This window comes from Bifidobacterium hominis (genome assembly GCF_040095915.1).
Lineage (GTDB): Bacteria > Actinomycetota > Actinomycetes > Actinomycetales > Bifidobacteriaceae > Bifidobacterium > Bifidobacterium hominis.
The window spans coordinates 39,060-62,345 of sequence record NZ_JBBMFR010000004.1 but is presented as its reverse complement, the minus strand read 5'-3'; the positions used below and the strand labels follow the sequence as shown (position 1 = coordinate 62,345).

The following is a 23,286-nucleotide window of genomic DNA, read 5'->3' as shown; positions in this document are numbered from 1 at the left end:
CATTCGTATTTCTTATAGCGTGCATCGAAAGTGCGGTCGAAAGGAGCCGTGCGCGCGAATCGAAAGCGAATGGCGCATATCAGGCAAGAAAAGCGAACGAAATTGCGGAATCGTCGGCGGAATCGAAATCGTAAGAAAATGAAACAATCATGAAAATGATAGTCAGAATTTAAGAAAAGCAACTTTTTGAGACGTGCAAATATTCAGTTCACATGATTTTGTAACGAAAAATCGTTAGTATCTGTGTCAAGAGATATCCGCTCTGCAGAAGGGTGGAATACGATTCGACGAAAGGCTGGCGATGGCCAACAACAGGAACGAACTGAACAAGAATCTGGCGCAGATGCTCAAGGGTGGCGTGATCATGGACGTCACCACCCCGGAGCAGGCGAAGATCGCACAGGATGCGGGCGCGTGCGCGGTGATGGCGCTTGAGCGTATTCCGGCCGATATTCGTGCTGCCGGCGGCGTTTCCCGCATGAGCGATCCGGCCATGATCAAGGGCATTCAGGAAGCCGTGTCCATTCCGGTCATGGCAAAGGTTCGTATCGGCCATGTTGCCGAAGCGCGCATTCTGCAGGCCATCGAAATCGATTACATTGATGAATCCGAAGTGCTGAGCCCCGCCGACGACGTGTACCACATCGACAAGAATCAGTTCGACGTGCCGTTCGTGTGCGGTGCTAAGAACCTGGGCGAGGCGCTGCGCCGTATCGCCGAGGGCGCGTCCATGATCCGCACCAAGGGCGAGCCGGGCACCGGCGATGTGATCCAGGCCGTGCGCCACATGCGCACCATGAACAAGCAGATCCGCGAGCTCGTCTCTTTGCGCGACGACGAAGTGTACGAGGCCGCCAAGCAGCTGGCCGTGCCGTACGATCTCGCCAAGTACGTGCACGACAACGGCCGTCTGCCGGTCGTCAACTTCGCTGCCGGTGGCGTGGCCACTCCGGCCGATGCCGCGCTCATGATGGAGCTGGGTGCCGAAGGCGTGTTCGTCGGCTCCGGCATCTTCAAGTCCGGAGATCCGGCCAAGCGTGCCGCTGCCATCGTGCAGGCCACCGCCAATTGGCAGGACGCCGACCTGCTCGCCCGCCTTTCCGAGAACCTCGGCGAGGCCATGGTCGGCATCAACGAAGACGAGATCGAAACCATCATGGCCGCCCGCGGCGAGTGATTGCGCTGTATTTTCGTGCGCTGTGCGCTGCGTGCGGCTGTCGGCATGTCTGTTCGACGCGCCGCGCGCAGCCCGTTTCGCATGATTCGCGATGGTTCGGGTAAGGAGATCCGATGGTTGTTGCCGTTGAATACATTTCGAAGGAAGAATCGACTGACGTTGCCGAAGGTGCGGCTTCCGCGCAGCATGGCGTGACCGGCATCCTTGCGGTGCAGGGGGCATTCGCCGAGCATGCCGCGATGCTGGATCGGCTTGGTGCGCCGTGGAAACTGCTGCGTGCCGCCGAGGATTTCGACGATTCGATCGACCGCGTGATTCTGCCTGGCGGCGAAAGCACCACGCAGGGCAAGTTGTTGCGTTCGACCGGCCTGTTTGAGCCGATCGCAGAGCATATTGCCGCTGGAAAGCCGGTATTCGGCACATGTGCGGGCATGATTTTGCTCGCTCGTCGTCTCGATAACGACGAGAACGTGTATTTTGGCGCGTTGGATGCGGTCGTGCGCCGCAATGCGTATGGACGTCAGCTTGGTTCGTTCGCTGCGACCGCCGATTTCGGTTCCGCTACTGGCGATTTCGCCATTTCGGTTGCGCCGGGGGAGCGCGTTCCGGAAAGTGCCGCTTCCGAGTCTATTGTGCTCAAGGATTTCCCTCTGGTGTTCATTCGCGGACCGTTCGTTGCCGAGGTTGGCGAGCGGGCCACGGTCGAAACGTCGGTCGACGGCAATGTGGTCGGTTTGCGTCAGGGCAAGATTCTCGCTACGGCGTTCCACCCCGAACTGACCGACGATACCCGCATTCACGAGCTGTTCTTGGGTCTGTAAATCCGTAGCCTGTGGTCCATGTCGCGGCTTGACCAAGCGATCGGCGGCTTTCAAGGGTATTGTTTTGGAAGCCGCCGTTTTTATACGTGGTTTGCGGGTTGTTCGGGTTTATCTGGGTTTATTCGGGACTCTCTGGTCCTCTTCGGAGATATCCTCGGGATTCCGATGCCTCTGGGCATGCCTTGGCTGCCTTGTCTATTTCGAAAGAGTCGAATTTCCAGGCGGGAAACTGGCTTTTTCGCATACGGGGGCACTGTTCAAACGACTTTAAGCCGATTTTATACCCCCGTTTGTGAAAGGTCCCGTATTTTTTACCATTTTCGACTTTTTCGCGTAGGAGGGGCAACAAAAGTCATAGGTAGCCATTCGCCTTGCATTCAGAACTGATGCGTGGATTTTCCGATGAGCTCGCAACCCGTCCGAAAATGGGGAACTTGCTCAGAAATAGACTCACATCAATCCACAGGAATATCCACATTCATTGACCCAAATGGATTCTGCCATGGGTTATCCACAGCCGACACGCCTTTATCGCGCGTTTTTGCATTCTCCGACCACAACCCTGGTTCGGCTGGACAACTACGAATGTGCTTCAATACCGTCGAAACATGAATGAGATGTACAAACCTTTGATGGCTCGATCCCTTGAAGAAAGGCAGTCCATCACTTGGGAGGCGTGCCGTGAGGCTGTGTTGCTTGGTCCAGTCAGCCATATTTCGGCTGTCGATATGTGGAAGGTCGAACGGCCGTCGCAAACGAATTTTGTTTCGGACAAGCTACATGTCACCGTTTCGGACCCCCGATTGAGTCGTCTTTCGTCGCCGGATGCTTATGTGCATTGCTGGTCGGGGCTTGATTCAAGGCATATTCGATATACGACTGATGGCATTGGAGTCCTGAATGCGGAAACGACATGGGCGTTGATGGCGAAAGGCACGCAGGTTGACGGATTGACGGAATTGGGGGAATCGATGATTCGACATGGCAGGACCACCGAGTCGAAGTTGCGTGATTTCGTGGAACATGAGACGTTTCAATGCAAGGCAAAATGTTACGACGCGCTTACGTTGATGGACTCGCGCAGCGATTCACCTAAAGAGACGCAGACGAGGCTTTGTTTATATTCTTACGGATTGTGGGGTTTCACATCGAATTACTCTGTTCCGGGAATCTCATTCGATAATGGCGCCGCGATTACGCTCGATTTGGCCGATCCGGAATTGCTGATCGGCATCGAGTATGACGGCGACCATCACCGCACGGACCGGACGCAATGGCGTCGTGACGCATGGAAGCGCAGGCAGTTGGAAAGCATGGGATGGACGGTCGTCTCGGTTACTCAGCTTGATTTGTCGGATGAGCCGCACCGTGCTGCGTTTGCGATGAATATCGCCGCCATCCGTGCACGCAAGTTGGGACGTCCGATTGCATTGAGCACGCCGCTTCCGTGGAGAAAGGTGGCCTGTCGTATGCGAAGAATGCGGAGAATCTGACTTTTTCGCGTATGGGGGTATGTTTTTGATGATTTTGAGCTATATTCATCCCCTCTATTCTGTGTTGATTGAGTTTTTTGCCCCATGATCTGACTTTTTCGTGTATGGGAATGCTATCGGACGCGCAATCGAAATTGACAGAATTGCAGAAGTATCTATTATAAAGTATTGTCAATAGATACACAGTTGTATCAAGTATGTTCGGAAAGGTGAGAATGTGCGGACCTTCAATGATGAGAGCAAAGAAAACAACAAATCCAAAGAACCTAGCCATACCAGTAACTCCGATAACCCCAGTCGCCAGCCCTTCAAATGGCCGGAACTGCTGACCGACAACGGCAAAGGCATCGCATACGGCGGTGATTACAATCCCGACCAGTGGTCGGAAGACGTGTGGGACGAAGACGTCCGCCTCATGAAACAGGCCAGTGTCAATACCGTGGCCGTGGCCATTTTCAGCTGGGATCGCATTCAGCCGGAAGAAAACCGTTGGGATTTCGGCTGGCTTGACCGTATCATCGACAAGCTCGGCAAAGCCGGCATTGCGGTTGACCTGGCCTCCGCAACCGCCACCGCGCCGCTGTGGCTGTACGAAAAGCACCCGGAAGTGCTGCCGCAAGACAAATTCGGCCATCCCGTCAACGCGGGATCGCGCCAATCCTGGAGCCCGACAAGCCCGGTGTTCAAGGAATACGCGCTCACCCTGTGCCGCAAACTGGCCGAACGTTACGGCACCAACCCGTACGTCACCGCATGGCATATGGGCAACGAATACGGCTGGAACAACCGTTACGATTACTCCGACAACGCGCTCAATGCTTTCCGCCTGTGGTGCGAACGCAAATACGGTACCATCGAAAACCTCAACAAGGCGTGGGGCACTACCTTCTGGGGTCAGGAAATGAACGGATTCCACGAAGTGCTCATCCCGCGCTTCATGGGTGCCGATTCCATGGTGAACCCCGGTCAAAAGCTTGATTTCGAACGCTTCGGCAACGATATGCTGCTCGACTTCTACAAGGCTGAACGTGATGCAATCGCCGAAATCTGCCCCGACAAGCCGTTCACCACAAACTTCATGGTCTCCACCGACCAGTGCTGCATGGATTATGCCGACTGGGCCGAAGAAGTCAATTTCGTGTCGAACGACCATTACTTCCATGAGGGCGAATCGCATATCGACGAACTGTTCTGCTCCGACGCTTTGATGGATTCCCTCGCGCTCGGCAAGCCGTGGTATGTGATGGAACATTCCACTTCGGCCGTGCAGTGGAAGCCGCTCAACGCACGCAAGCGCAAGGGCGAAACCGTGCGTGACTCCATTGCGCATGTGGCCATGGGCGCCGACGCCATCAACTTCTTCCAGTGGCGTGCCTCCGCATTCGGTGCCGAATCCTTCCACTCCGCGCTCGTGCCCCACGCAGGCGAAGACACCAAACTGTTCCGTCAGGTGTGCGAACTGGGCGCAGCGCTGAAAACCCTCGGCGATGCTGGCGTGCAAGGCACCGAATTGGAACTCTCCGACACGGCAATCCTGTTCAGCGCGGAATCTGAATGGGCCACACGCTCCGAAACCCTGCCAAGCATGAAACTCAACCATTGGCATGACGTACGCGACTGGTACCGCGCGTTCCTCAACGCAGGCACCCGCGCCGACATTGTGCCCCTGAAATACGATTGGAGCTCGTACAAGACCGTCGTATTGCCGACTGTGATCATGCTCAGCGCCGAAGACACGCAGCGTTTGGCTGATTTCGCAGCTGCAGGCGGCCGTGTGGTCGTCGGCTACGCAACCGGACTGATCGACGAGAACTTCCACACCTGGCTCGGCGGATACCCGGGAGCCGGCGATGGCCTACTGCGTGAAATGCTCGGCATTCGCGGCGAAGAATTCAACATTCTCGGCGCCGAAGCCGAAGGCGAGCCCGCTAAGATTCGTTTGAGCTCCGGAGCGGTCACTCGCCTGTGGCAAAACGACGTGAACGTCGACGGTGAACACACGCAAGTGCTGGCCACCTACGAAGGTGAAGAAGCCGACGAATGGGAGCTCGACGGCACCGCCGCAATCACCCGCAATCCGTACGGTTCCGGCGAAGCATATTTCGTCGGATGCGATCTCAACGTGGCCGATCTCACGCAATTCGTGAGCGCCAATATCGTGGAAGATTCTGCGGATCCGGTCAATCCCGACGTGCTGCACACCGTACGCAAGTCCGCAGACGCAACCTTCGATTTCTACCTTCCGCGAGGCAAGAAAGAAATCGCATTGCAGGGCATCGACGGTGAGCCGGTCTACCTGTTCCAAACGGAAGCAGGGGAGCAGTCGGGCAGCTATACCGTGCATCGCAACGGTGTGCTCGTCGTAAAGCGCGCGTGATCCCGTGTGATTGATTGCGTGACCTCACGCAATCTCATGCAATCTCACATAACCCAGGCCCGCCATACTGAAACTTCAGGTGGCGGGCTTGCTATAACTGGTAAACTTTCATCGGCATATCGAACGATCCTGGAGATGAACATGGGCGAGTCAAAGCCGGAGCCGAAGCCGGACAAAAAACGCGTCACCCTACGAGACGTGGCCGAAGAGGCAGGCGTTTCACTCAAAACCGCATCCAACGTGATCAACCATTCCGGCCGTATGACCGACTCCACGCGAGAAAAAGTCCAGGAAGTCATCGACCGACTCGGATACCGCGTGAACGTATCCGCGCGCAATCTCAACCGCGGCAAAACCGGATTCATCACACTCGCCGTACCAACATTGACCGCCCCATACCTGTCGGAGCTCGCCAATCGCGTGATCGACGCGGCCCGCGGCTACGGCTACTCCGTATACGTCACCACCTACGCCGAAGGATCCGTACAAGGAGCGCAATCACTCCTGCGCAACTTCAACACCACCGTCTCGGACGGCATGATCCTGTCGATCTCCGAAGTCGAAAACCTTGAAGCGGCGGACTTGGACGTGGACTATCCGCTCGTATGCGTGGGCGCGCGTTCCACACACGGCAAAGCCGACCACGTTACCCCCGACGATATTCAGGAAGCCCGACTCGCAGCCGAATACCTGTTCGACCATGGCGCAACCCGGCTCGCGGTGGTCGGATCGCGCACGGAACCGGAGCATATCGATTCCGTGCGTGAAGCAGTGGAAGGCAATGCGGAACTACGACTCCGCGGCGTGCTCGAAGCGTGCGCTGCACGAGGAGCGGCATTCGATTCCCGACTGGTAATGAGCACCGGGCAGGATTGGACGATTGGTTCCGGCGCTCGCATTACGCAGCAGCTTATTGATTCCGGGATTCCATTCGACGGTATTGTGGCGTTCAATGACCAGCTTGCGTTGGGTGCGCTGTTCACTTTGGCTGCGAACGGCATTTCCGTGCCTGAACAGATGCAGGTGATCGGCTTCGACAACATTGAAGAAGCCGCATATTTCCAGCCTCCGCTGACCACCATGGATTCCTGCCTTGACTGGATCGCGCCGACTGCGGTCAGCCGTATCCTCGATCGGATCGACGGCATACGCACGCTCGAGCCGAGTTGCATCACCACCCAGTCGCACGTGATCGCCCGTGCCACCACCCGCGCGTAGCTGACCTGCCGTCTGCACAGCCAGTTCCGGACTTGCGCAGCCGCAGAACAGGACTTGTGCGGACGGGAATTAGCGTCAGTTTGCCGGCAATGCCTGCGCGGGGCAGCCGTGCAGTACGGAAAGCATCGCTCGTTTTTCCTGCGTGGTGACGGTCAGCCCGTACTTGTCTTTCACGCCAATCTGCCGAGCCACGTAATCGCAACGGTATTCGCTGTTCGTCGGCAGCCAGTATGCGGCCGACGCGGAACCCTTCTGCTGATTCGCCGGCCCATCCACGGCCAGCAGATTGTACATGTCATTGCCGAATTGGTACAGCTTCGTATGATCCCATGTGTTCGCGCCCGACTGCCATGCATTCTCCAACGCGACCACATGGTCGATCTGCACCGCCGAAGACGTTTTCACTCCACGCACGAACTGAATGGTCTGACCGGTATACGGGTCATCAAGCGTGCCCGATGCAACCTGGCAGCTGCGGCTGTTCTTATATTGCACGTCCGTCAAATCGCGGACGAGCACATCTTCGCGCACGTCGCAACCATTGCCGTCGTCGTCGGTTTCTCGGAATCCGAACGCGTCGCGATCATATCCGGCTTTGCTGGGATTGTCGTCAACCGTAAGTTTTTCCAACGTTTCCGCGGCAGTGCCGGTTGCCGTGTATTCGCCGGTAATCTCACCTACGGTCGGATTGACTTTCGGCAGAAGCATGCCGATAGTGACGCCGATTACCGCAACGACGACCAGCAGAATGAGAATGCGTTCTAGCGGACCGTCAGCATTAATCCAACTTTTTTTGAACCGTTTTCCGGCCCGCTGAATATCACGCACATCTTGCTTAATATTCCGATAATTATAAGAATTACGATTATTCTTTCGTGCCATAATTATTGAAATAATACATACAACATACTGAAATCGCGGAATTGGGGAATATCAGGCGTAAGTGAACGTCATCGGATCATGACCGGCGCGCGTCGGGCCGTCAAGCGCGTCAATCGCGGCATGTTCTTCAGGAGTAAGTACGAAACCGAACAGATCGAGATTCTGCTTCTGTCGTTCCGCATGTGCCGACTTGGGGATGATGATCGTTCCATTTTCGATATGCCAGCGCAGGATCACCTGTGCCGGGGTGACTCCGTGTGCAGCTGCGATGCGTTCAATCGTGCCATTTCCAGCGTTCAAATCAGCGCCGCGGGCCATTGGCGAATACGCTTCCACTGCAATGCTGTGCGCCTTGCAGTATTCCACAACCTCGCGCTGCTGCCAGGTCGGGTGCAGTTCGATCTGGTTGACGGCCGGATATTCACCGGTTTCCTCATGCAAGCGGTCAAGATGTTCGGGCATGAAATTGCACACGCCCAGTGTGCGCACACGTCCTTCCGCACGAAACTCAGTGAACGCCTTCCACGTCTCACCGGAACGCCAGTCGAACGGAGTCGGCCAATGGAGCATATACATGTCCACGTAGTCGAGCTGCAGCAGATCCAGCTGCCGGTCGAACGCTTTGCGCGCGCTGTCATACCCTTGCTCGGAATCACGCAGCTTCGTCGTGACCCACAGGCCTTTGCGCAGCTCTCCCTCCGTGAATCCCGTGTTTTTCAGCGCACGCCCCACACCGGCCTCGTTGTTGTATCCCGCGGCACCGTCGATGTGCCGATAGCCGGCTTCCAGCGCGCTCTCAACTACGGGAGTAACGCCCTCATCGTCGATGCGCAGCACGCCCAAACCGATCTGCGGAATCAGATTGCCGTCGGAAAGCGTAACCATCGGAGTATGGAAAGTAGCCATGGAAACAACCCCTTGAATCGAATATGCGATGTTCTCCACACCAGTTTAGCGGGAAACGTAACGGCCGTAACAATTCCATGCAGGTAAGCGCGTTATAACATTGCGCGTATATGGAGGACAATATGGATTCAAAGAATGCAATAACTACTCCGCAACCACAATCTCACCAGCATTACGGGCACGCGCTCGCCGGCATCCTCGGCCCCGCTTTTGTGGCGGCTGTGGCATACGTGGACCCAGGCAACGTGGCTGCGAATGTTACTTCCGGAGCCACATACGGCTATCTGCTGGTATGGGTGCTCGTTCTGGCCAACTGCATGAGCGTGCTCATCCAATACCAGTCAGCCAAACTCGGCATCGTCACGGGCCGGAGTCTGCCGGAGATTCTGGGCGAACGTCTGGGGGATGCCGGTCGGTTCATGTTCTTCATGCAGGCTGAGGTGATCGCCATCGCCACGGATCTGGCGGAGGTGATCGGCGGAGCGATTGCACTGAAACTGCTGTTCGGTCTGCCGTTGTTCGTCGGCGGCTGCATTATCGGCGCGATTTCCACGGTGTTGCTGATTTTCCAGAAGGGGCCTACGCATCGTCTTTTCGAGAAGATGATCATCGCGCTGCTGTTGGTGATCATGTTCGGCTTCATCGCGGGTCTTTTCATCGACCCGCCGAATCCCACGCAGGTGGCAGCGGGCTTGATCCCGCGTTTCAAGGGGTCCGCGACCGTGCTCATGGCCGCCTCGATGCTGGGAGCCACGGTGATGCCGCATGCGATTTACCTGCATTCCACACTCGTCAATGACCATTATTCCGCGGGGCAAAAGAAGCCCGACATCAAGACGCTGCTGCATGGCAGCAAGGTCGATGTGGTATGGGCGTTGCTTCTGGCCGGCACGGTGAATCTGGCGTTGCTGATTCTCGCGGCGAATTCGCTGTATGGCGTGACCGGCACTGATTCGATCGAAGGCGCGCAGCATGCCATCGCCGCCGCTCTGGGCCCTGTGATCGGCACGATTTTCTCGATTGGACTGCTGGCTTCCAGCCTGAGCTCCACATCGGTCGGCACGTATGCCGGCGCCGAAATTATGCATGGACTGTTGCGGGTCAAAGCGCCGATGTGGGCGTGCCGCGTGGTGACGCTTGTGCCGGCATTGATTGTACTGTGGTTTGCGAAGAATCCGACGGAGGCGCTGATCATAGGGCAGGTGATACTGTCGATCGGTATTCCGTTCGCGATCATTCCGCTGATGAAATACACTCACGATCGCTCATTAATGGGCGACTATGTGGATGGTCCGGTGAAATTCGCGATCAATATGGTAGTTGTTTCGCTGATTGTTGCGCTTAATGTGATTCTCGTCTTCCTCACACTTTCCGGCCGTTCCTGATGCACATCCCGTTTTCTGTGTGGATTACGGCCGCCAAACATTGCAATGAAAAACCGTATGCCAGTGCTTGGTGGATGGTCGCCAATACTGGTAGTACGAAGAACGACATCATGGAAAGGAAAATAATGCGATCAAGATTCTTGCGATATGAGATCAACATGAAGAGGCATAATGCGATTCCCAAGACTGCAATTGCCTGCGAAAGAAGATAGTAGTTACCGCGATGGTAACGATTGTGGTCATCGAAATAGTAGAAAAGACCAGTGAATTGTGTGATGATAAGTAGGAGAATTCCAATTACGGACAATGCGTAGACGGCATACAATGCGGCTGGTTTGCGATGATTATGGTTGCTTACTGTCAACCAAATATAGGTTGTGAATAAACTCATGAAAATATAATTAATGCAGAATACGGAGAAATTAACGAGTTGCACCATGTAGTATGCGGTTTCTCCGGGATTGTTGAGAAAATACTAGCTGAGCGCGTCGGCTCCAAGAAGAAGCATGCAGGCGATCTGCATAAGTATTTTGATGCGAGTGCGTCTGGTTTTTGTGGTGTGGCAATGAGAATTCCGCCTGTGCAAATCAGGCATATGAAAATGCCCCACAACTCCATGCAGATGTGGAACATGGCTCTAATTGTCATCATTACCCTCCGGCACTGCCTACGCCGAAAACTTGCCTACCGTTTTGCGTGTCATGATGCCTCTAAATGGGGGAGTGTTACCCCGAAATGACAAAAACAGGGATTCGTAAGCGAATATCCAGAGGAACGCCACCGGAATGCTGCCATGTGCCGCAATGCTGCCATGTGCTGCAATGCTGCCTCACAATCCACTCAGTAAGCGCAATTTCGCAGTCCTCAAGCATCCATGTCATATGGGCTGTCATATAGTTTTTTGCGTTTGAATGTGGAGAAGGTGATTGATGTCAGCGAAGCGGAACATGTCCCGAGCGCTTACTCGAGAGGAATCGTATCAGAACGGTCATTTAACGCGCACGGCGTTTATTTCCATTGCGATTCTTACATTTATTACGTTCGTCGGTAATTTCACGCAATTGCAGCTGAGCGCCGCGTTGCCGACGATTGTCAGTGATTTTGGTATTTCCGTTACGACCGGCCAGTGGCTTACGTCGATTTTCCAGCTGGTCATGGGCGTGATGGTGCCGCTTACGGCATACCTTACGAGGCGTTTTTCGACGCGCGAAATCGTGCTTGTTTCCATGGTCGTGTTTACGATCGGTTCGGTATTCGCCTGGCTTGGTCCAACATTTTTGATGGTGCTGATCGGGCGTTTGCTTGAGGCGGTTGGTACGGGTGTGATGTGGCCGGTGCTGCAGATCACCGTGTTTTCGATCTATCCGCTGTCTCGCCGCGGTTTCGCAATGGGCACGGTTGGCATGGCGATGAGCGTGGCTCCGGCGATCGGTCCGACGCTTGGCGGCGTGCAGACGGATTTGAACGGTTGGCGTTCAATTTTCCTCACGTTGACCATTATCGGCGTGATTTCACTGCTTCTTGCCTATTTTGGATTGCATAATTTCGGCGAGAACGATAAAACCGCGAAGGCTGACTTTTTCTCCGTTGGACTGTCTGTTTTCGGCTTTGGCGGCTTAATGTTCGGCTTTACGAATATTGAATCGTATTCGTTTGTAAATCCGATGGTTTGGCTGCCAATGTTGATTGGTATCACGGGAATTATTTGGTTTGTGTTCCGCCAGATTCATGGCGCTCGCAGGCAGGTCGAAAATCCTGAAGCGCAGCCGCCGTTGCTGAATTTGAGTGTGTTGAAGAATCGTAGTTTTACTGTTGGCACGATCACGGCCGCGCTTTCGTTCTTCGCGTTCAGTTCGATTATGGTGATCATGCCCCTGTATATTCAGGATTGCCGCGGCTATTCCGCTGCAATTAGCGGCCTAGTGATGCTTCCCGGCGCGCTCGGCCAGTGCATTTCGCAGTTTTTCGGCGGCAAAGTGCTTGACCGTTTCGGCGCACGCCCGGTGGCGTTGGTCGGCACGATTACTTTGTGTTTCGGCACGGTCATGATGAGTTTGATTTCCATGACCTCGTGGATTTGGTGGGTATCGATTTGGCAGTTTGTGCGCCAGATCGGCATGGGTTTCGTGTTGATGCCGATCACCACATGGTCGCTGAACTGTTTGGAACCGGAAGAGGTGAGCGCCGGATCCGCGGTGACGAATACGGTTCGTCAGATCGCGGGCGCGATTGGCGCCCCGGTGTTGGTTATTTTGATGGAGACGTTCACTTCGTTGCGTTGGGCTGCGCTCGGTGGCAAAAAAGCCGTGTATGCGGCTGCCAACGTGTTCGGCATTCAGTGGGCGTTGCGCATCAGCGCTGCGATTTGCTTTGTGATGGTGCTGATGGTGTTCTTCGGCGTGCGTGGCCAGGGTGCCGGTTCCACCCATGAAACCGTGCAGCGCGCCCTCAACCGCATGCGTGCCGCCTGAGCGTGCATGCTGCGACGGCTACTCTTCTTCGTTGGGCTTGTATTCCACTACGCTGAGGGCCACCACGCCTGCGCTGGTGTGCACGAACACATTGGCGCTCCCGCCTACGGCTTCCAAGCCTTCCACCAGGTGTGAGATTGGTTCGGAATCAAGCATCGGCAGCACTTGCGCCACGCCGTCTGCGTCGGTGACGGTGAGCGTATCGTCCAAATATCCGGAGGCGAGCGTCTCGTCGATGGCGTTTTCGAATTCGGCTAGCTTGCTGATTTCCTCTTCGGCGGCCTTGTTTGCGGCCACTTCCACAGCTTGCGCCACTTCTTCTCGCATTGCTTCTTCGCTCATGATTGCCTCTTTTGTTAAGCATCGTTTTGCAACCTATAGATTATCGGATGAACGTATCAGAACGATTCCAAATGCCGGAAAGTGTCCATATAGTGGCACTTTTGTGAAAGCGTCACCCTAAATGCGCGCGGGAAACATATGCGGGGATGAACGCGGGTAGCGTTCACGAGAAGAGATGTTGTGAGAGATGTTGTGAAAAACGATGCGTAAGACTATCGGTTGCAACATGTGATTGCATACGATTGCGGATTGCGCGGAACATGAAGATGAAACGGGAATATGGAATGGGAAAGGAGTGCGCATGACTCGACTTGGCGATGTCCAACGAAGTGAGACGCGTCGTGAAATGCGCGCTTCACTGCTTACGGCGTTGCTGTGGTTCGCATCCGCCGTCATCGTGTTCGCGATGCTTCTGCGCATGCTACCGAACAGTCTCGATGGTAAACGCTACGTGCCTCTGATCGTCGCGCTCATGCCTTGGCTTGGCTTGCTTTCCGTAATTATCGCAGTTTTTGCAACAGTTTTTCGCACTGTTGGCAAACGGAAACTTTTAGTCGCGTTAAGCGTATTGTGCGTGATCATCCAAATTATTTGGCATTGGGGGTATGTCGTTCCGACCAATGATCGTGCCATACAACCTTCTGCAACAGTGCGTGTCATGACGTTCAATACGAAGCAAGGTTGTGCCGATGCGCAGCAAATCGTGCAAACAATCCAAAGCGAGCATGTTGAAATTCTTGCAATGCAGGAAGTTTCATCAGGATTATTAGATCGGTTGCATGATGCTGGAATTGAGGATTATCTTCCGTATTCCGTTTCCGCGCAACTCACTTGGCATGATAATGGCGGTGTGAACGTACTGTACAGTGCGCATCCTCTGCAGAAAACAACACAAGATCTTATTCCTATTGAATCCAGTAGTATTCCTGCCGCGACAGTTGATTTCAATAGCAGAAAAGTACGATTTGGGTCGGTTCATCCGTTTTCTCCACGACCAAGCAATCAGGGATTATGGAATAAAAGTTTGGATTCCATAGCGCAATTACAGCATTACGATAATGGGGAATCGTATGTGCTGATGGGGGATTTTAATTCCACGTGGGATCATGCAAGCTTCAGATATCTGTTGGGTGATCGCTTTACGGATGCGGGGGAGAGTGCCGGCGAGGGATTGCATATGACGTATCCTTCGGCATTCCCTATCGCTGAAATCGACCATATTATTTACGACAGGGGCGTGCACGCCAGAAATTTGGAAACCAAGCGGATTCAAGGTTCCGACCATCTCGCACTGCTTGCCACCCTAACCATTGCATAGCGGCGGAAAGTGGCGGCGGAAACGAACTTCCGCGATAAGCCTGCAACTCAAGAAGCACGCTCCTTTGTCGGGGGTGTATGTGTTTCCTGCGGTATCCCCGAAGGGGTAAAATGGTTAAACCCCAAATTGTAATATCTATACCTGAGGTAAGATTGAGGATTGTAGTTTTCATTAGTTAGGTAGAGATACAAAGGGGTGTGCGGTATGCATATCATGTTCGTCTGTACAGGCAATATCTGCCGGTCACCTATGGGCGAACTTTTGCTCACTCGCTACCTCGCTGGCACCACTGTGCAGGTTTCTAGCGCCGGCACGCGTGGCCTTCCGCGATGCCAGATGGATCCGTCCAGTGCCAGACTTATGACCAGCGTCAACATTGAACCAAGCGGATTCCGATCCCGCAGACTCACCCGATCTATGGCTGAGAGTGCTGATCTGATTCTCTGTTTCGAGAAAGAACAGCGCAAAGACATCGTTGCCCTCGCGCCCGGCGCGGTCCGTTATACATTTCTGCTTAACGACTTTGCCAACATGTGCCAATACTGTGCGCAAAACGGCATGGTAAGCGGACTGACCATCCAGGAGCGCCTTGCTTCCGTTATCAAAGTCTCTTCTATGATTCGTCCGATGCTGCCCACTCCCAAAGACATCGCTGACCCGCACGGCAAGTCGTTCGACAAGTTCCGTGTTGCGGCCAACCAGACCAATGATGCTCTGCGAACCATGCTGAAAAGCATGAAAAAGCATTACAGCGTGGGTATAGCGCCTGTGCGCTCGCAGATTTGTTCTGTGCGGTCCACTGATACTTACAATATGTGGGCTTAGATGGCAGTGGCCGTCATGGTCGACGATTTCGTGCCGGTGCCTTCAGTCAGCGCCGGCACGAATCGGTCAGTACTGGTAGTTGACCTCGTTAGTCATTTTGCCGGATGGTGTCTGATCGATGGTCAGGTCGCTTTCGGCCTTCGGCGAGGTGGTCACGTCGAGATCGAAAGTCACGCTTTCTCCGGGGGCGATATAAGCCACATTGGTGACCAGTTTTTGATCATCCATCACAGCATTGCTTTGGTCTCGTACGTCTCCGGATGAGGTGATCTTGCTGATGGAACCGCCCTTTGGTGCGTAAAACAGCATACGTTGCGCAGACGTTCCCGGAGCCGCAACAGGCTTACCCGTTACACCTGCCTGCTCGCCGCCCAGAATATAGCCGGTGCAGGTGGCCATTTCGCTGGAAGTCAGCGTATTGGTCAACGTGTAGGTGACATGGTAGGTTTTCGACCCATCGGCATTCTGACCGGTTTTGGTAATCTGCGTCTTACGGTCGATATACCATCCCAACTTCGACGGATTCTGTTCGTTGAGGTAAATGCCCACTTCCGGATCGGTCTCGCTGTCTGGAGTGCCCTTGGCGAGTCCGGCACCTTGGAAATAATTGGCTTCATCATCATGGAACGTGTATGCGTAGAAATGGCGGTTCTTCGTTAATTCGCCGATGCTTTGAGCCACCTTCATCATCTTGGCAATGTCCATGTTGCTGAAAGCCTTGTTCATGATGGTGGAGGCGATGTATTCGAAATACGTGTCTTGTAGAGATACAGGAACTTCCTTATAGATGGTGTTGAGCATGTATTCAGCGGTATTTTTGCCGGTGAGCACAGTACCATCTTCCAACGTCACATTGCCGTTGATTTCCACCATTTTTTGAATGAACACAGGATCGATAGATACGATACCGTCAACATCGCAAGCATATTGGGAACGCTGCCAAGCTTCATTCATCATTTCCGCATTGCGGGCGATGTCTGGCACCGCGAACGTATCGCGAATATCGAAGGAGAATCCCAGAGGCCCCTTGAACACGGCATGTTCCGAAGCATTGCCATTACTGCCGTTAATGAAGTCTTCATTGTGGTGGAACTCACCGACCTGAATTTGTCCATGATCGGTCTGCAACGTACCCATGGAGCCTACCAGTCCGCCGCCGGAACGTTGTTCGGAAGTGGTCTGCGCCACCAGCAGATACGTTCGGGCACCATTCTGCCCCAAGAAGGAGGGGAGCATCTGTAGTGCATTGTTCACTTGCTCCACCATGTCCGTAACCTTGGTGAACTGGCTGCGACTCTGCGAATATGCCTTCTTCACCATGCCGATACGTGGTTCAGGCAGATTGCTGAGCTTCGAATTCAACGACTTCACCTGCTTGCTTACCGAAGAGAAGTCGTCTTGCACATCCACAATGGGCTGAAGATTCAACTGGCCATTCTCACCGCTGATCTGCGCGTTCGCAAGCTGTTGGACCACATCGGTGAGTGACGGCAGTGTTTGTTGCACCAAATCATCCACCACCTGCGTCATGCCCTGCACGTTGGTAACATCACCGCCCACAACCGGCATCTTCGACAGCATGTTCCACAGTGTTCCATTGGTAATATCTCTTGCCGCGGCGGTATGGGCCCGCGCCTGCTTGATCGAGGGGTCCGACACCTGCGCATCCTTCAACGTATTGACGTCGGTGATGGCCGAAAGAGACGAGACCGCCTGCTCCTCGTGAGCTTTGACTTCCTTCGCCTGCTTGTAGAAATTCAGACCGATGGCGCCCCCGGCAATGACCAGTAGGATGAGCAGTGCCGTAATAACAAGCAATATATTGCGAAGCTTGTGAGAACGGGCGGCGTGAGCGCTCGCATGTTGAGACATTAATCCCCCTCTGTTAGGTGTTCCAGCTTTTTATCATGGCACATTCGTATGGATAAATAGTGAAAAAGCGATCGCTGCCTGATAAAATCGACTCTATTTCTAGGGGGGAGGGTAGCATTTCTTAAGGTTTTTTAACATACGGAGATGAGGGGTTCAGTGACTTCCGCAGAGAACACTAACGTCCAGCAGGTTGCCGTTGAAGATGATTCTGAAGACGGCATCACGCTGATGGATTTGATGCGTATCATTCGCAAGCATCTGGTCACCGCGGCCATCGTATTTGTGATGGTTTTCGCCGGGGTGGCTGCGTACACCTTCTTGGTTCCGCCGAAGTATACCGCCACGGCTCAGGCTATGGCTACGTACAATGCATCCCAGGGGGATGATGCGGGTATTAGCCAGCAGTACACAGGTGGCACGTACATCGCCGGCCAGATCACGTCGTATACAACGTTGGCAACCACCGAAACCGTGCTTGAGCCGGTCATCAAAGATCTTGGACTGGATACTTCGGTGGAGAGTCTGGCCGAGCAGCTGACTGTCACCAATCCTACGGACACCGCGTTCGTGAACATTTCCGCGGAAGACGGTGACGCGCAGCAGGCGTCCGACATTGCCAATGCGGTGGCAGTGTCTATGCAGAACGTGATTCAAAACGATCTGTATTCTGCGGCAGATGAGTCTCCGGTGAAGATCTCCATCGTGCAGAGGGCACGTGTGCCTGAAAGCCCAAGTTCGCCGAATAAGCCGCTGTATCTGGCGGTCGGTGTGGTCGCAGGTCTGGTGCTTGGCGTGTTCGCCGCACTGCTGAAAGACATGCTGAACACCAAGGTCGAGGAGACCTCCGACGTGCGTAGCTTGGTTGGGGCGTCTTCCTTGGGTTCCGTGCCTCAGGATAATTCCCTGGGTGAGAAGCGCCCAGTGCTCGTCAGCCAGCCCAATGGCCCTATCGCTGAGGAATTCCGCCGTATACACACTAATATCGAATTCTTGCAGACCGATAAGGTTGCGGGCGAAGGGCAGTTGCTGGTCATTACCAGTGCGCAGCCTTCTGAAGGCAAGACCACCATGTCAATCAACGTGGCTGCGGCCTTGGCTGAAGATGGTGCTCGCGTGCTACTTGTCGACGCCGATTTGCGTCATCCTTCCGTTGCTCATCATTTGGGTCTTGAAGGTTCTGCCGGTTTGGCGCACGTGCTTTCTGGCCAGATGTCTCCGAAAGATGTGGTGCAGAACTACTGGAAGCCGAATCTGCATATTCTTCCTGCTGGTAAACGCCCGGCGAATGCTGGCGTGCTTCTTGGGTCAGACACCATGCGTATGATGGTCAAGCAAGCTTTGACCCAGTACGATTATGTTATTATCGATACCGCTCCGTTGAGTGTTTCCAACGATGGTACCGTGTTCGGTCGTTGGGCTAAGGGTCTGGTTCTGGTGGCCGGTCGTGGCGTGTGCGAGAAGAAGGAACTCAAGGAGATTTCCGAATCCTTGCATACAGCCAAGGTTCCGGTGCTTGGTTTCATCTTCAACCATGCCGATCCGAAGAAGACTCATTCCAATTCGAACTACTATTACTACTACGAGGATGCTCCGCGGAAGAAAAGCCACAAAAAGTAGCCGCAAGTAGTGTATGAGGCGTGAACATGAGACCGGAGCATGAAGCTTCGGTCTCACGCTATAATAAGGAATCAACATGGGTGACAACAACAATACTGTGCCGAATCTGTCGCATCTTGTTTCGTCGGGAAACTCTTTGGACTCTCAGGGCAAGCAGCAGCCCAAGGCGCAGTCGGCTTCCGAACATGATGTGGTGGATACGTTCTGGGATATTCCACTGATCACCTTCTCGGAAGTTGAGTCGGCTGTGGAACGTGGCGAGGCATCTGATGCGCCCACGGTAAACCTTCGTGTTGAGGATTTTCCGAATAGTGCAGGAAAGCATATTTCTGGTGCTGAAAACGATTCCACCTCGTCATGCGAGCCTGATTCGACGTCTTATTCGACCGCAACGCTCGATGTTACGCAGTCTGCTGATGCTTCACCGTCTGTTGAATCTGCCGAGAGAACTGTTTCGTTTGCCTCTCCGGTAGAGTCGGCCTCTTCTGTGGATTCCACTATGCCGCTTTTTGTGGATTCTCCTGCCTCTGCTTCTACTACCTTCATACCTGAAAGCCTGCCCATGCCAGATGACCTGTCTGACATGGAAAACGATGGGCATGATCCATTGAAGCTTGTTCCGGTTCCGCCGAAGAAGTCACATCGCAAGACAATTATTATTACCGTTGCGATTGTGGCCATAGTGGCGTTGGTTGCCGCGGGCGTTGGATTTGGTGTTTGGCAGCGCCAGCAGTATGATCAGGGGCTTGAACGGAACGAACAGCACCGTACCGCGTTGAGCATGTGCAAAAAGTCTTCCAAGGCATATGAGAAGGCTGTGAAGGAACACAAGTCGGCGTTGAAAAACGCCAAAGCGTTGCAGAATGTGAAAAGCGATCAGGTTTTGGATGCGAAAACGTTGACCGCGTTGCAGTCTGCAGTGAAAGATGCGCAGAACCTTACGGCGGTGGGAGAGTGCAGTGCTGATTTGAGCAACGCTGAACTTCGCCAGCGCAGTAAAGCCATGAACGAGCAACTGCCTACGTTGCAAAGCCATTCCAAGACGTTGAATGATTCTGCAACAGCCGTTACGAACAGTCAGAAGGCTAAGGAGAAGCAAGACAACGCTGATGCGCTGAAGAAGCTTGAAGCAGCCATCAATAATGCGCAGTCACTGCTTGACAATAGCCTGTACCAAGTGGCGGATGATTCCACGCGAGTGACGTTGCAGAGCGCCATTGATCATGCTTTGGAATTGTTCAATGGCAACAGTACCGATACTAATGCCATTAACCAGTCGATAACGGATTTGCAAACCGCCTCTGATGATGTGAATGCTTCCATGAACGCGTTGGTTGCGCAGAATCAACAGCAGCAACAGAGCAATACTGGTAATTCGTACAACTACCAGTACACGCGGCAGCCTTCCGGCGGATTGACTCCCTCGACTCCTATTACACCTGGCAATAATCCTAGTTCAGGCATCGATTCTGGCTCTGGTTCGCAGCCTCCAATCAATGAATCGACTCCTCCTAGTACACCTCCTGAGCCTGGTTCCGGCATCGATTCTGGCTCTGGCTCGCAGACTCCAGGCGATTAGAGTGTGCTCTGAACCTTTTTGGGTTCGCTCTTGCAGAGCTTTTATTTTTCCTTCTGCCCTAAGGTGTTATGCACTGGGAAATAGTGGGGTATGACGCGGTTTATGGGGTGTTTGTATCACCTGGATGGATCGCGTCGTTTTTTGCATGCAATACTGACGCATCAGTAAGAAAACTTTCCTATAATATTTGAATTGTGGTGTATCTTTTGCTGTTTATTATCATTCTTTACTTGTATAAAGAATTTCTGGGGCATTGCCGACATGATTGCAATACTAATGATATAGAGTTGGTTACTCTACTATTTGTCTAGTTTCTTTCGGCAGTCGATTTGCTTTTTATGTAGATTGTGTGAGATAATTTTTCAACGCTGTAATACTATTATTTTGCTTTTCTTTATCCCTCAAAGCTGAGGGTGGTCTACACGCATTTCGGTGCGTTTGAAATAGTTAATCACCGCTCCATGCAAGGAACGATCATGTATAAGCATGAAAAGTAGGCGGTCGAACGCCTGCAATCACACCACATCCATATGTTGTCAACGCTTTCGACGGCGATTATCGCGTCTTTCTTGATTATCTCATTATCGGGAACGTTGTTGTTTCCCGTGATGGCGTTCGCAGATGAGCTGCAGCCGGTCGCTCAAGTGGGCAATACGACCTATATGAGCGTGCAAGACGCGATTGACCATACGTCGATGAAGAACAATACAGTCACATTGCTTACCGATACTACGGAAAGCGTCACCGTCACCCCACCGAAAGTGGTGCGCGGGGTCACGCTCGAATTGAACGGACATGCGCTCAACGCCAGCAATACTACGGCAATCACCGTTCCTGCGAACATGCAGCTCACCATCACCGGATCGGGCACGGTTGCCGGCGGAGATAATCCCGCAATCGACTGCCGTGGAGCGTTGCAGATTCAAGGTGGAAACTTCACATCGAATACCACGCTCATGCGGTTCACGGAAACAAACGGCACCTCTGCCAAGGCCAGTATTTTCGCAGGAACATTCACCGCACCAACACTGTTCGGCATGTTGAACGATGCCGAACACCTCGGCTATGTGAGTATTCGCGACGGCGAATACCATGGCGCAATCCCCGCCGGGCTTGACACGCTTGTGCTCATGGGCGGTTCATTCTCCACTACGGAGAATCTCAAACCCTACTTGGCCGACATGGCAGGCCTAATCCCAAACGGCGACGATAGCATGTTTAATATCAGTGAGCTGGCTATTTCAAGCGCTTACCCCACGGTGGAACTTGAGCAAGGCTCAACCTTGCCGAGGCTAACCAACGACAGTCTGCTGGACCTCACCAGAACCAAACTGAACGGTATTTCCGACTATCGTCTCGTAGCGGATGCCGAGCAACTGCAAGCTCTGAATAAGCAGATCGAGCTCGCGCTGCAGGCAGTCGCCAAGCGAAAAGCGTTTGATGCGGTAAGCCAAACCGTCACCATCACTGCAACACGCAATGCTGAAACCGCCGATGGGGGAGCGGACCCGCAATTCCGTACCTCCGGCCATGATGAAATCAGCACGCATGTAACAGTGAACATCAAATCCATAGTCAAGCCAGAAGAGCCAGACAAGCCGAACGAACCTGGCAAGCCCGCCGAGCCCAAGCAGCAGCCGGACATGCCCCGTACCGGCTCCGCAACCCAAGCGCTTGCCGTCGCATCGCTTCTGTTGCTGGTTGCTGCTGCCGTCTGCGCATTCATAACGAACCGACTGTGGTCTTCATAACTGCACAAGCTCGCATCTACCATATATAGGCGAGACATGGGCAAGAATACGGATGTCATTGCGGCAGCGCACGTGGTATTGCAGCTAATGAAAGCCGGCATGGCGATCTACGGTTATCCGGCGGTAGCCATCCATTGAGGAATGGTGCAAAAGAATGGTGAATTCTAATAAATAAAAGTGATTTCCAAGACCGTATCTGCGCAATTCGCGTCAGTGGGACAAAGTCTAAATTGTGCAGGCACAGCGCCTTCTTGCTTATCTGAGCCAAAGATACACGTGGCTTATACCGCATAATAAAGGCCTAGTTTGATGGAAACTAGGCCTCTATGCCGGGGAAGTCTCAGAACGCCATGCATCTCAACGTCGAGGTCTGTATATCATCTAAGATTTGACCTGATAGCGAAATGTCCACTAAAGGAAGATCGCAACAAGAATTGCTACTGCGAAAGCCGCGACGGCCACAATCCAAGGTGTGATTCTTGCCCACCGTTCCTTGGGCTTCACTACTGCGGTAATCAATGCAACGAGGGCGCCAAAACTACCTACTGTAGTAAGGTTAAGTACAAGAACTTGGGAGAGGCATTTGCCAGCAGCGACGACATTCACATTTACCAATGTGAAGATAGCTGCAAAAATAGCCATGAGTGCCAGGACGTTGGCATACATATGCTTTTCAATATCCCGAACCTCATCGGTCTTCTTGTCAATCATCTCAATTTCATTTGCATAAATGTCTTTGTATCCACCCAAACCCCGGTAGTCGAGTTCGTCGGAGAAGATACCTTTGTAAGGGTGCTCAACGTTACCTTCAACTGTTTCAAAAACAAGTTGGGCAATACCGTCGCTCGTGCTCAAGGTGATTTGGTCGCTGCTCATATTTGTCACGCGGAAAAACACTCTAGTGTGATGTCCTGGGAAATAAAGAGGCGCATCCAAGCTTAGGCCTTGACGAATTCGAGAATTCCTCAGCAACACTCTCGCGGCTATGTTCTCGGGTAGCTTGATAACTTCGACCGTAGAAACATATGTAGAATCACCCGGAGATAGAGTAACTTTTTCAAGGCTCTGCCTTTCCCTAGTGTGAAACGCTCTAGTGGTAAGGTCATAGGAAACAGGCCCAAGATTTTCGCTTCGCGTTTCGGTCAAGACGCCACTGCTAATCAACTCACGGATTTTGCTATCACTCAATAACACTTGGAGCCTCCTTGATAAAAAAGCTATGCTACCACAATAATGCATCATGTAGAAACTT

At 53.3% G+C, this 23,286-nt stretch carries 17 protein-coding genes; 12 read left to right on the top strand and 5 right to left on the bottom strand.

What is annotated here, in order from left to right; genetic code table 11:
* Positions 1–301: 301 nt before the first annotated feature.
* From pdxS to WMO36_RS04140, 5 genes are all read left to right on the top strand, one after another.
* Complete coding sequence (gene pdxS, locus WMO36_RS04160) at positions 302–1,177, top strand: pyridoxal 5'-phosphate synthase lyase subunit PdxS (RefSeq protein WP_004223372.1); 876 nt, start codon at positions 302–304, stop codon at positions 1,175–1,177.
* A 113-nt stretch (positions 1,178–1,290) separates the two neighbouring features.
* Entirely contained in the window at positions 1,291–1,998 is a 708-nt protein-coding gene (gene pdxT, locus WMO36_RS04155; protein WP_302694683.1) for a pyridoxal 5'-phosphate synthase glutaminase subunit PdxT, read from the top strand.
* A gap of 632 nt (positions 1,999–2,630) precedes the next feature.
* Entirely contained in the window at positions 2,631–3,491 is an 861-nt protein-coding gene (locus WMO36_RS04150; protein ID WP_229067278.1) for a putative endonuclease domain-containing protein, read from the top strand.
* A gap of 322 nt (positions 3,492–3,813) precedes the next feature.
* Positions 3,814–5,868 carry a beta-galactosidase gene (locus tag WMO36_RS04145; RefSeq protein ID WP_349076987.1) on the top strand — a complete coding sequence of 685 codons (2,055 nt, stop codon included), beginning with the start codon at positions 3,814–3,816 and terminating at the stop codon, positions 5,866–5,868.
* Positions 5,869–6,009: 141 nt separating this feature from the next.
* Positions 6,010–7,086, top strand: a complete 1,077-nt coding sequence (locus tag WMO36_RS04140) for a LacI family DNA-binding transcriptional regulator (protein ID WP_349076921.1) — start codon at positions 6,010–6,012, stop codon at positions 7,084–7,086.
* A 75-nt stretch (positions 7,087–7,161) separates the two neighbouring features.
* On the opposite strand, the gene WMO36_RS04135 is transcribed toward WMO36_RS04140, so the two are convergent.
* Both WMO36_RS04135 and WMO36_RS04130 read right to left on the bottom strand, forming a co-directional pair.
* A complete protein-coding gene (locus WMO36_RS04135; protein WP_349076919.1) occupies positions 7,162–7,968 on the bottom strand; it encodes an HNH endonuclease family protein in 807 nt (268 codons plus the stop codon).
* 51 nt (positions 7,969–8,019) lie between these two features.
* Positions 8,020–8,874: an aldo/keto reductase gene (locus WMO36_RS04130; protein ID WP_349076917.1), complete on the bottom strand. Its 855-nt coding sequence runs from the start codon at positions 8,872–8,874 to the stop codon at positions 8,020–8,022.
* A gap of 122 nt (positions 8,875–8,996) precedes the next feature.
* On the opposite strand from WMO36_RS04130, the gene WMO36_RS04125 reads away from it, so the two are divergent.
* Positions 8,997–10,259 carry an Nramp family divalent metal transporter gene (locus WMO36_RS04125; protein ID WP_349076915.1) on the top strand — a complete coding sequence of 421 codons (1,263 nt, stop codon included), beginning with the start codon at positions 8,997–8,999 and terminating at the stop codon, positions 10,257–10,259.
* 929 nt (positions 10,260–11,188) lie between these two features.
* The gene (locus tag WMO36_RS04120; protein WP_099571756.1) at positions 11,189–12,730 is read left to right on the top strand and encodes an MDR family MFS transporter; all 1,542 of its coding nucleotides are present in this window, start codon (positions 11,189–11,191) and stop codon (positions 12,728–12,730) included.
* 18 nt (positions 12,731–12,748) lie between these two features.
* Here the strand turns inward: WMO36_RS04120 and WMO36_RS04115 are convergent, their stop codons facing one another.
* Positions 12,749–13,072, bottom strand: coding sequence for a hypothetical protein (locus WMO36_RS04115; protein WP_226586973.1), 324 nt, complete (start codon positions 13,070–13,072; stop codon positions 12,749–12,751).
* 301 nt (positions 13,073–13,373) lie between these two features.
* Here WMO36_RS04115 and WMO36_RS04110 point away from each other — a divergent pair, with 301 nt between their 5' ends.
* Both WMO36_RS04110 and WMO36_RS04105 read left to right on the top strand, forming a co-directional pair.
* Entirely contained in the window at positions 13,374–14,390 is a 1,017-nt protein-coding gene (locus tag WMO36_RS04110) for an endonuclease/exonuclease/phosphatase family protein (RefSeq protein ID WP_302147105.1), read from the top strand.
* Positions 14,391–14,594: 204 nt separating this feature from the next.
* Positions 14,595–15,215, top strand: coding sequence for an arsenate reductase/protein-tyrosine-phosphatase family protein (locus tag WMO36_RS04105; RefSeq protein WP_099571753.1), 621 nt, complete (start codon positions 14,595–14,597; stop codon positions 15,213–15,215).
* A gap of 66 nt (positions 15,216–15,281) precedes the next feature.
* Here WMO36_RS04105 and WMO36_RS04100 read toward each other — a convergent pair whose 3' ends face one another.
* Positions 15,282–17,087, bottom strand: coding sequence for a DUF4012 domain-containing protein (locus WMO36_RS04100; protein WP_349076912.1), 1,806 nt, complete (start codon positions 17,085–17,087; stop codon positions 15,282–15,284).
* Positions 17,088–17,306: 219 nt separating this feature from the next.
* Between WMO36_RS04100 and WMO36_RS04095 the strand changes: the two genes are divergently transcribed.
* The 3 genes from WMO36_RS04095 to WMO36_RS04085 all read left to right on the top strand — a co-directional run bounded on the left by WMO36_RS04095 (position 17,307) and on the right by WMO36_RS04085 (position 22,034).
* A complete protein-coding gene (locus WMO36_RS04095; protein ID WP_302147183.1) occupies positions 17,307–18,704 on the top strand; it encodes a tyrosine-protein kinase domain-containing protein in 1,398 nt (465 codons plus the stop codon).
* A 76-nt stretch (positions 18,705–18,780) separates the two neighbouring features.
* Positions 18,781–20,283: a BAR domain-containing protein gene (locus tag WMO36_RS04090; RefSeq protein ID WP_302147102.1), complete on the top strand. Its 1,503-nt coding sequence runs from the start codon at positions 18,781–18,783 to the stop codon at positions 20,281–20,283.
* A gap of 608 nt (positions 20,284–20,891) precedes the next feature.
* Positions 20,892–22,034: a hypothetical protein gene (locus WMO36_RS04085; protein ID WP_302147101.1), complete on the top strand. Its 1,143-nt coding sequence runs from the start codon at positions 20,892–20,894 to the stop codon at positions 22,032–22,034.
* A gap of 411 nt (positions 22,035–22,445) precedes the next feature.
* Here the strand turns inward: WMO36_RS04085 and WMO36_RS04080 are convergent, their stop codons facing one another.
* On the bottom strand, positions 22,446–23,222 hold the full coding sequence (locus WMO36_RS04080) for a dCTP deaminase (RefSeq protein ID WP_349076910.1): 777 nt from the start codon (positions 23,220–23,222) through the stop codon (positions 22,446–22,448).
* Between the last annotated feature and the right edge of the window lie 64 nt (positions 23,223–23,286).

Excerpts from the sequence above, each read along its gene's own strand:
- pdxS (WP_004223372.1), top strand. The coding sequence starts at position 302 with ATGGCCAACAACAGGAACGAACTGAACAAGAATCTGGCGCAGATGCTC.
- pdxT (WP_302694683.1), top strand. The coding sequence starts at position 1,291 with ATGGTTGTTGCCGTTGAATACATTTCGAAGGAAGAATCGACTGACGTT.
- WMO36_RS04150 (WP_229067278.1), top strand. The coding sequence starts at position 2,631 with ATGGCTCGATCCCTTGAAGAAAGGCAGTCCATCACTTGGGAGGCGTGC.
- WMO36_RS04140 (WP_349076921.1), top strand. The coding sequence starts at position 6,010 with ATGGGCGAGTCAAAGCCGGAGCCGAAGCCGGACAAAAAACGCGTCACC.
- WMO36_RS04135 (WP_349076919.1), bottom strand. The coding sequence starts at position 7,968 with ATGGCACGAAAGAATAATCGTAATTCTTATAATTATCGGAATATTAAG.
- WMO36_RS04130 (WP_349076917.1), bottom strand. The coding sequence starts at position 8,874 with ATGGCTACTTTCCATACTCCGATGGTTACGCTTTCCGACGGCAATCTG.
- WMO36_RS04125 (WP_349076915.1), top strand. The coding sequence starts at position 8,997 with ATGGATTCAAAGAATGCAATAACTACTCCGCAACCACAATCTCACCAG.
- WMO36_RS04120 (WP_099571756.1), top strand. The coding sequence starts at position 11,189 with ATGTCAGCGAAGCGGAACATGTCCCGAGCGCTTACTCGAGAGGAATCG.
- WMO36_RS04115 (WP_226586973.1), bottom strand. The coding sequence starts at position 13,072 with ATGAGCGAAGAAGCAATGCGAGAAGAAGTGGCGCAAGCTGTGGAAGTG.
- WMO36_RS04110 (WP_302147105.1), top strand. The coding sequence starts at position 13,374 with ATGACTCGACTTGGCGATGTCCAACGAAGTGAGACGCGTCGTGAAATG.
- WMO36_RS04105 (WP_099571753.1), top strand. The coding sequence starts at position 14,595 with ATGCATATCATGTTCGTCTGTACAGGCAATATCTGCCGGTCACCTATG.
- WMO36_RS04100 (WP_349076912.1), bottom strand. The coding sequence starts at position 17,087 with ATGTCTCAACATGCGAGCGCTCACGCCGCCCGTTCTCACAAGCTTCGC.
- WMO36_RS04090 (WP_302147102.1), top strand. The coding sequence starts at position 18,781 with ATGGGTGACAACAACAATACTGTGCCGAATCTGTCGCATCTTGTTTCG.
- WMO36_RS04085 (WP_302147101.1), top strand. The coding sequence starts at position 20,892 with ATGGCGTTCGCAGATGAGCTGCAGCCGGTCGCTCAAGTGGGCAATACG.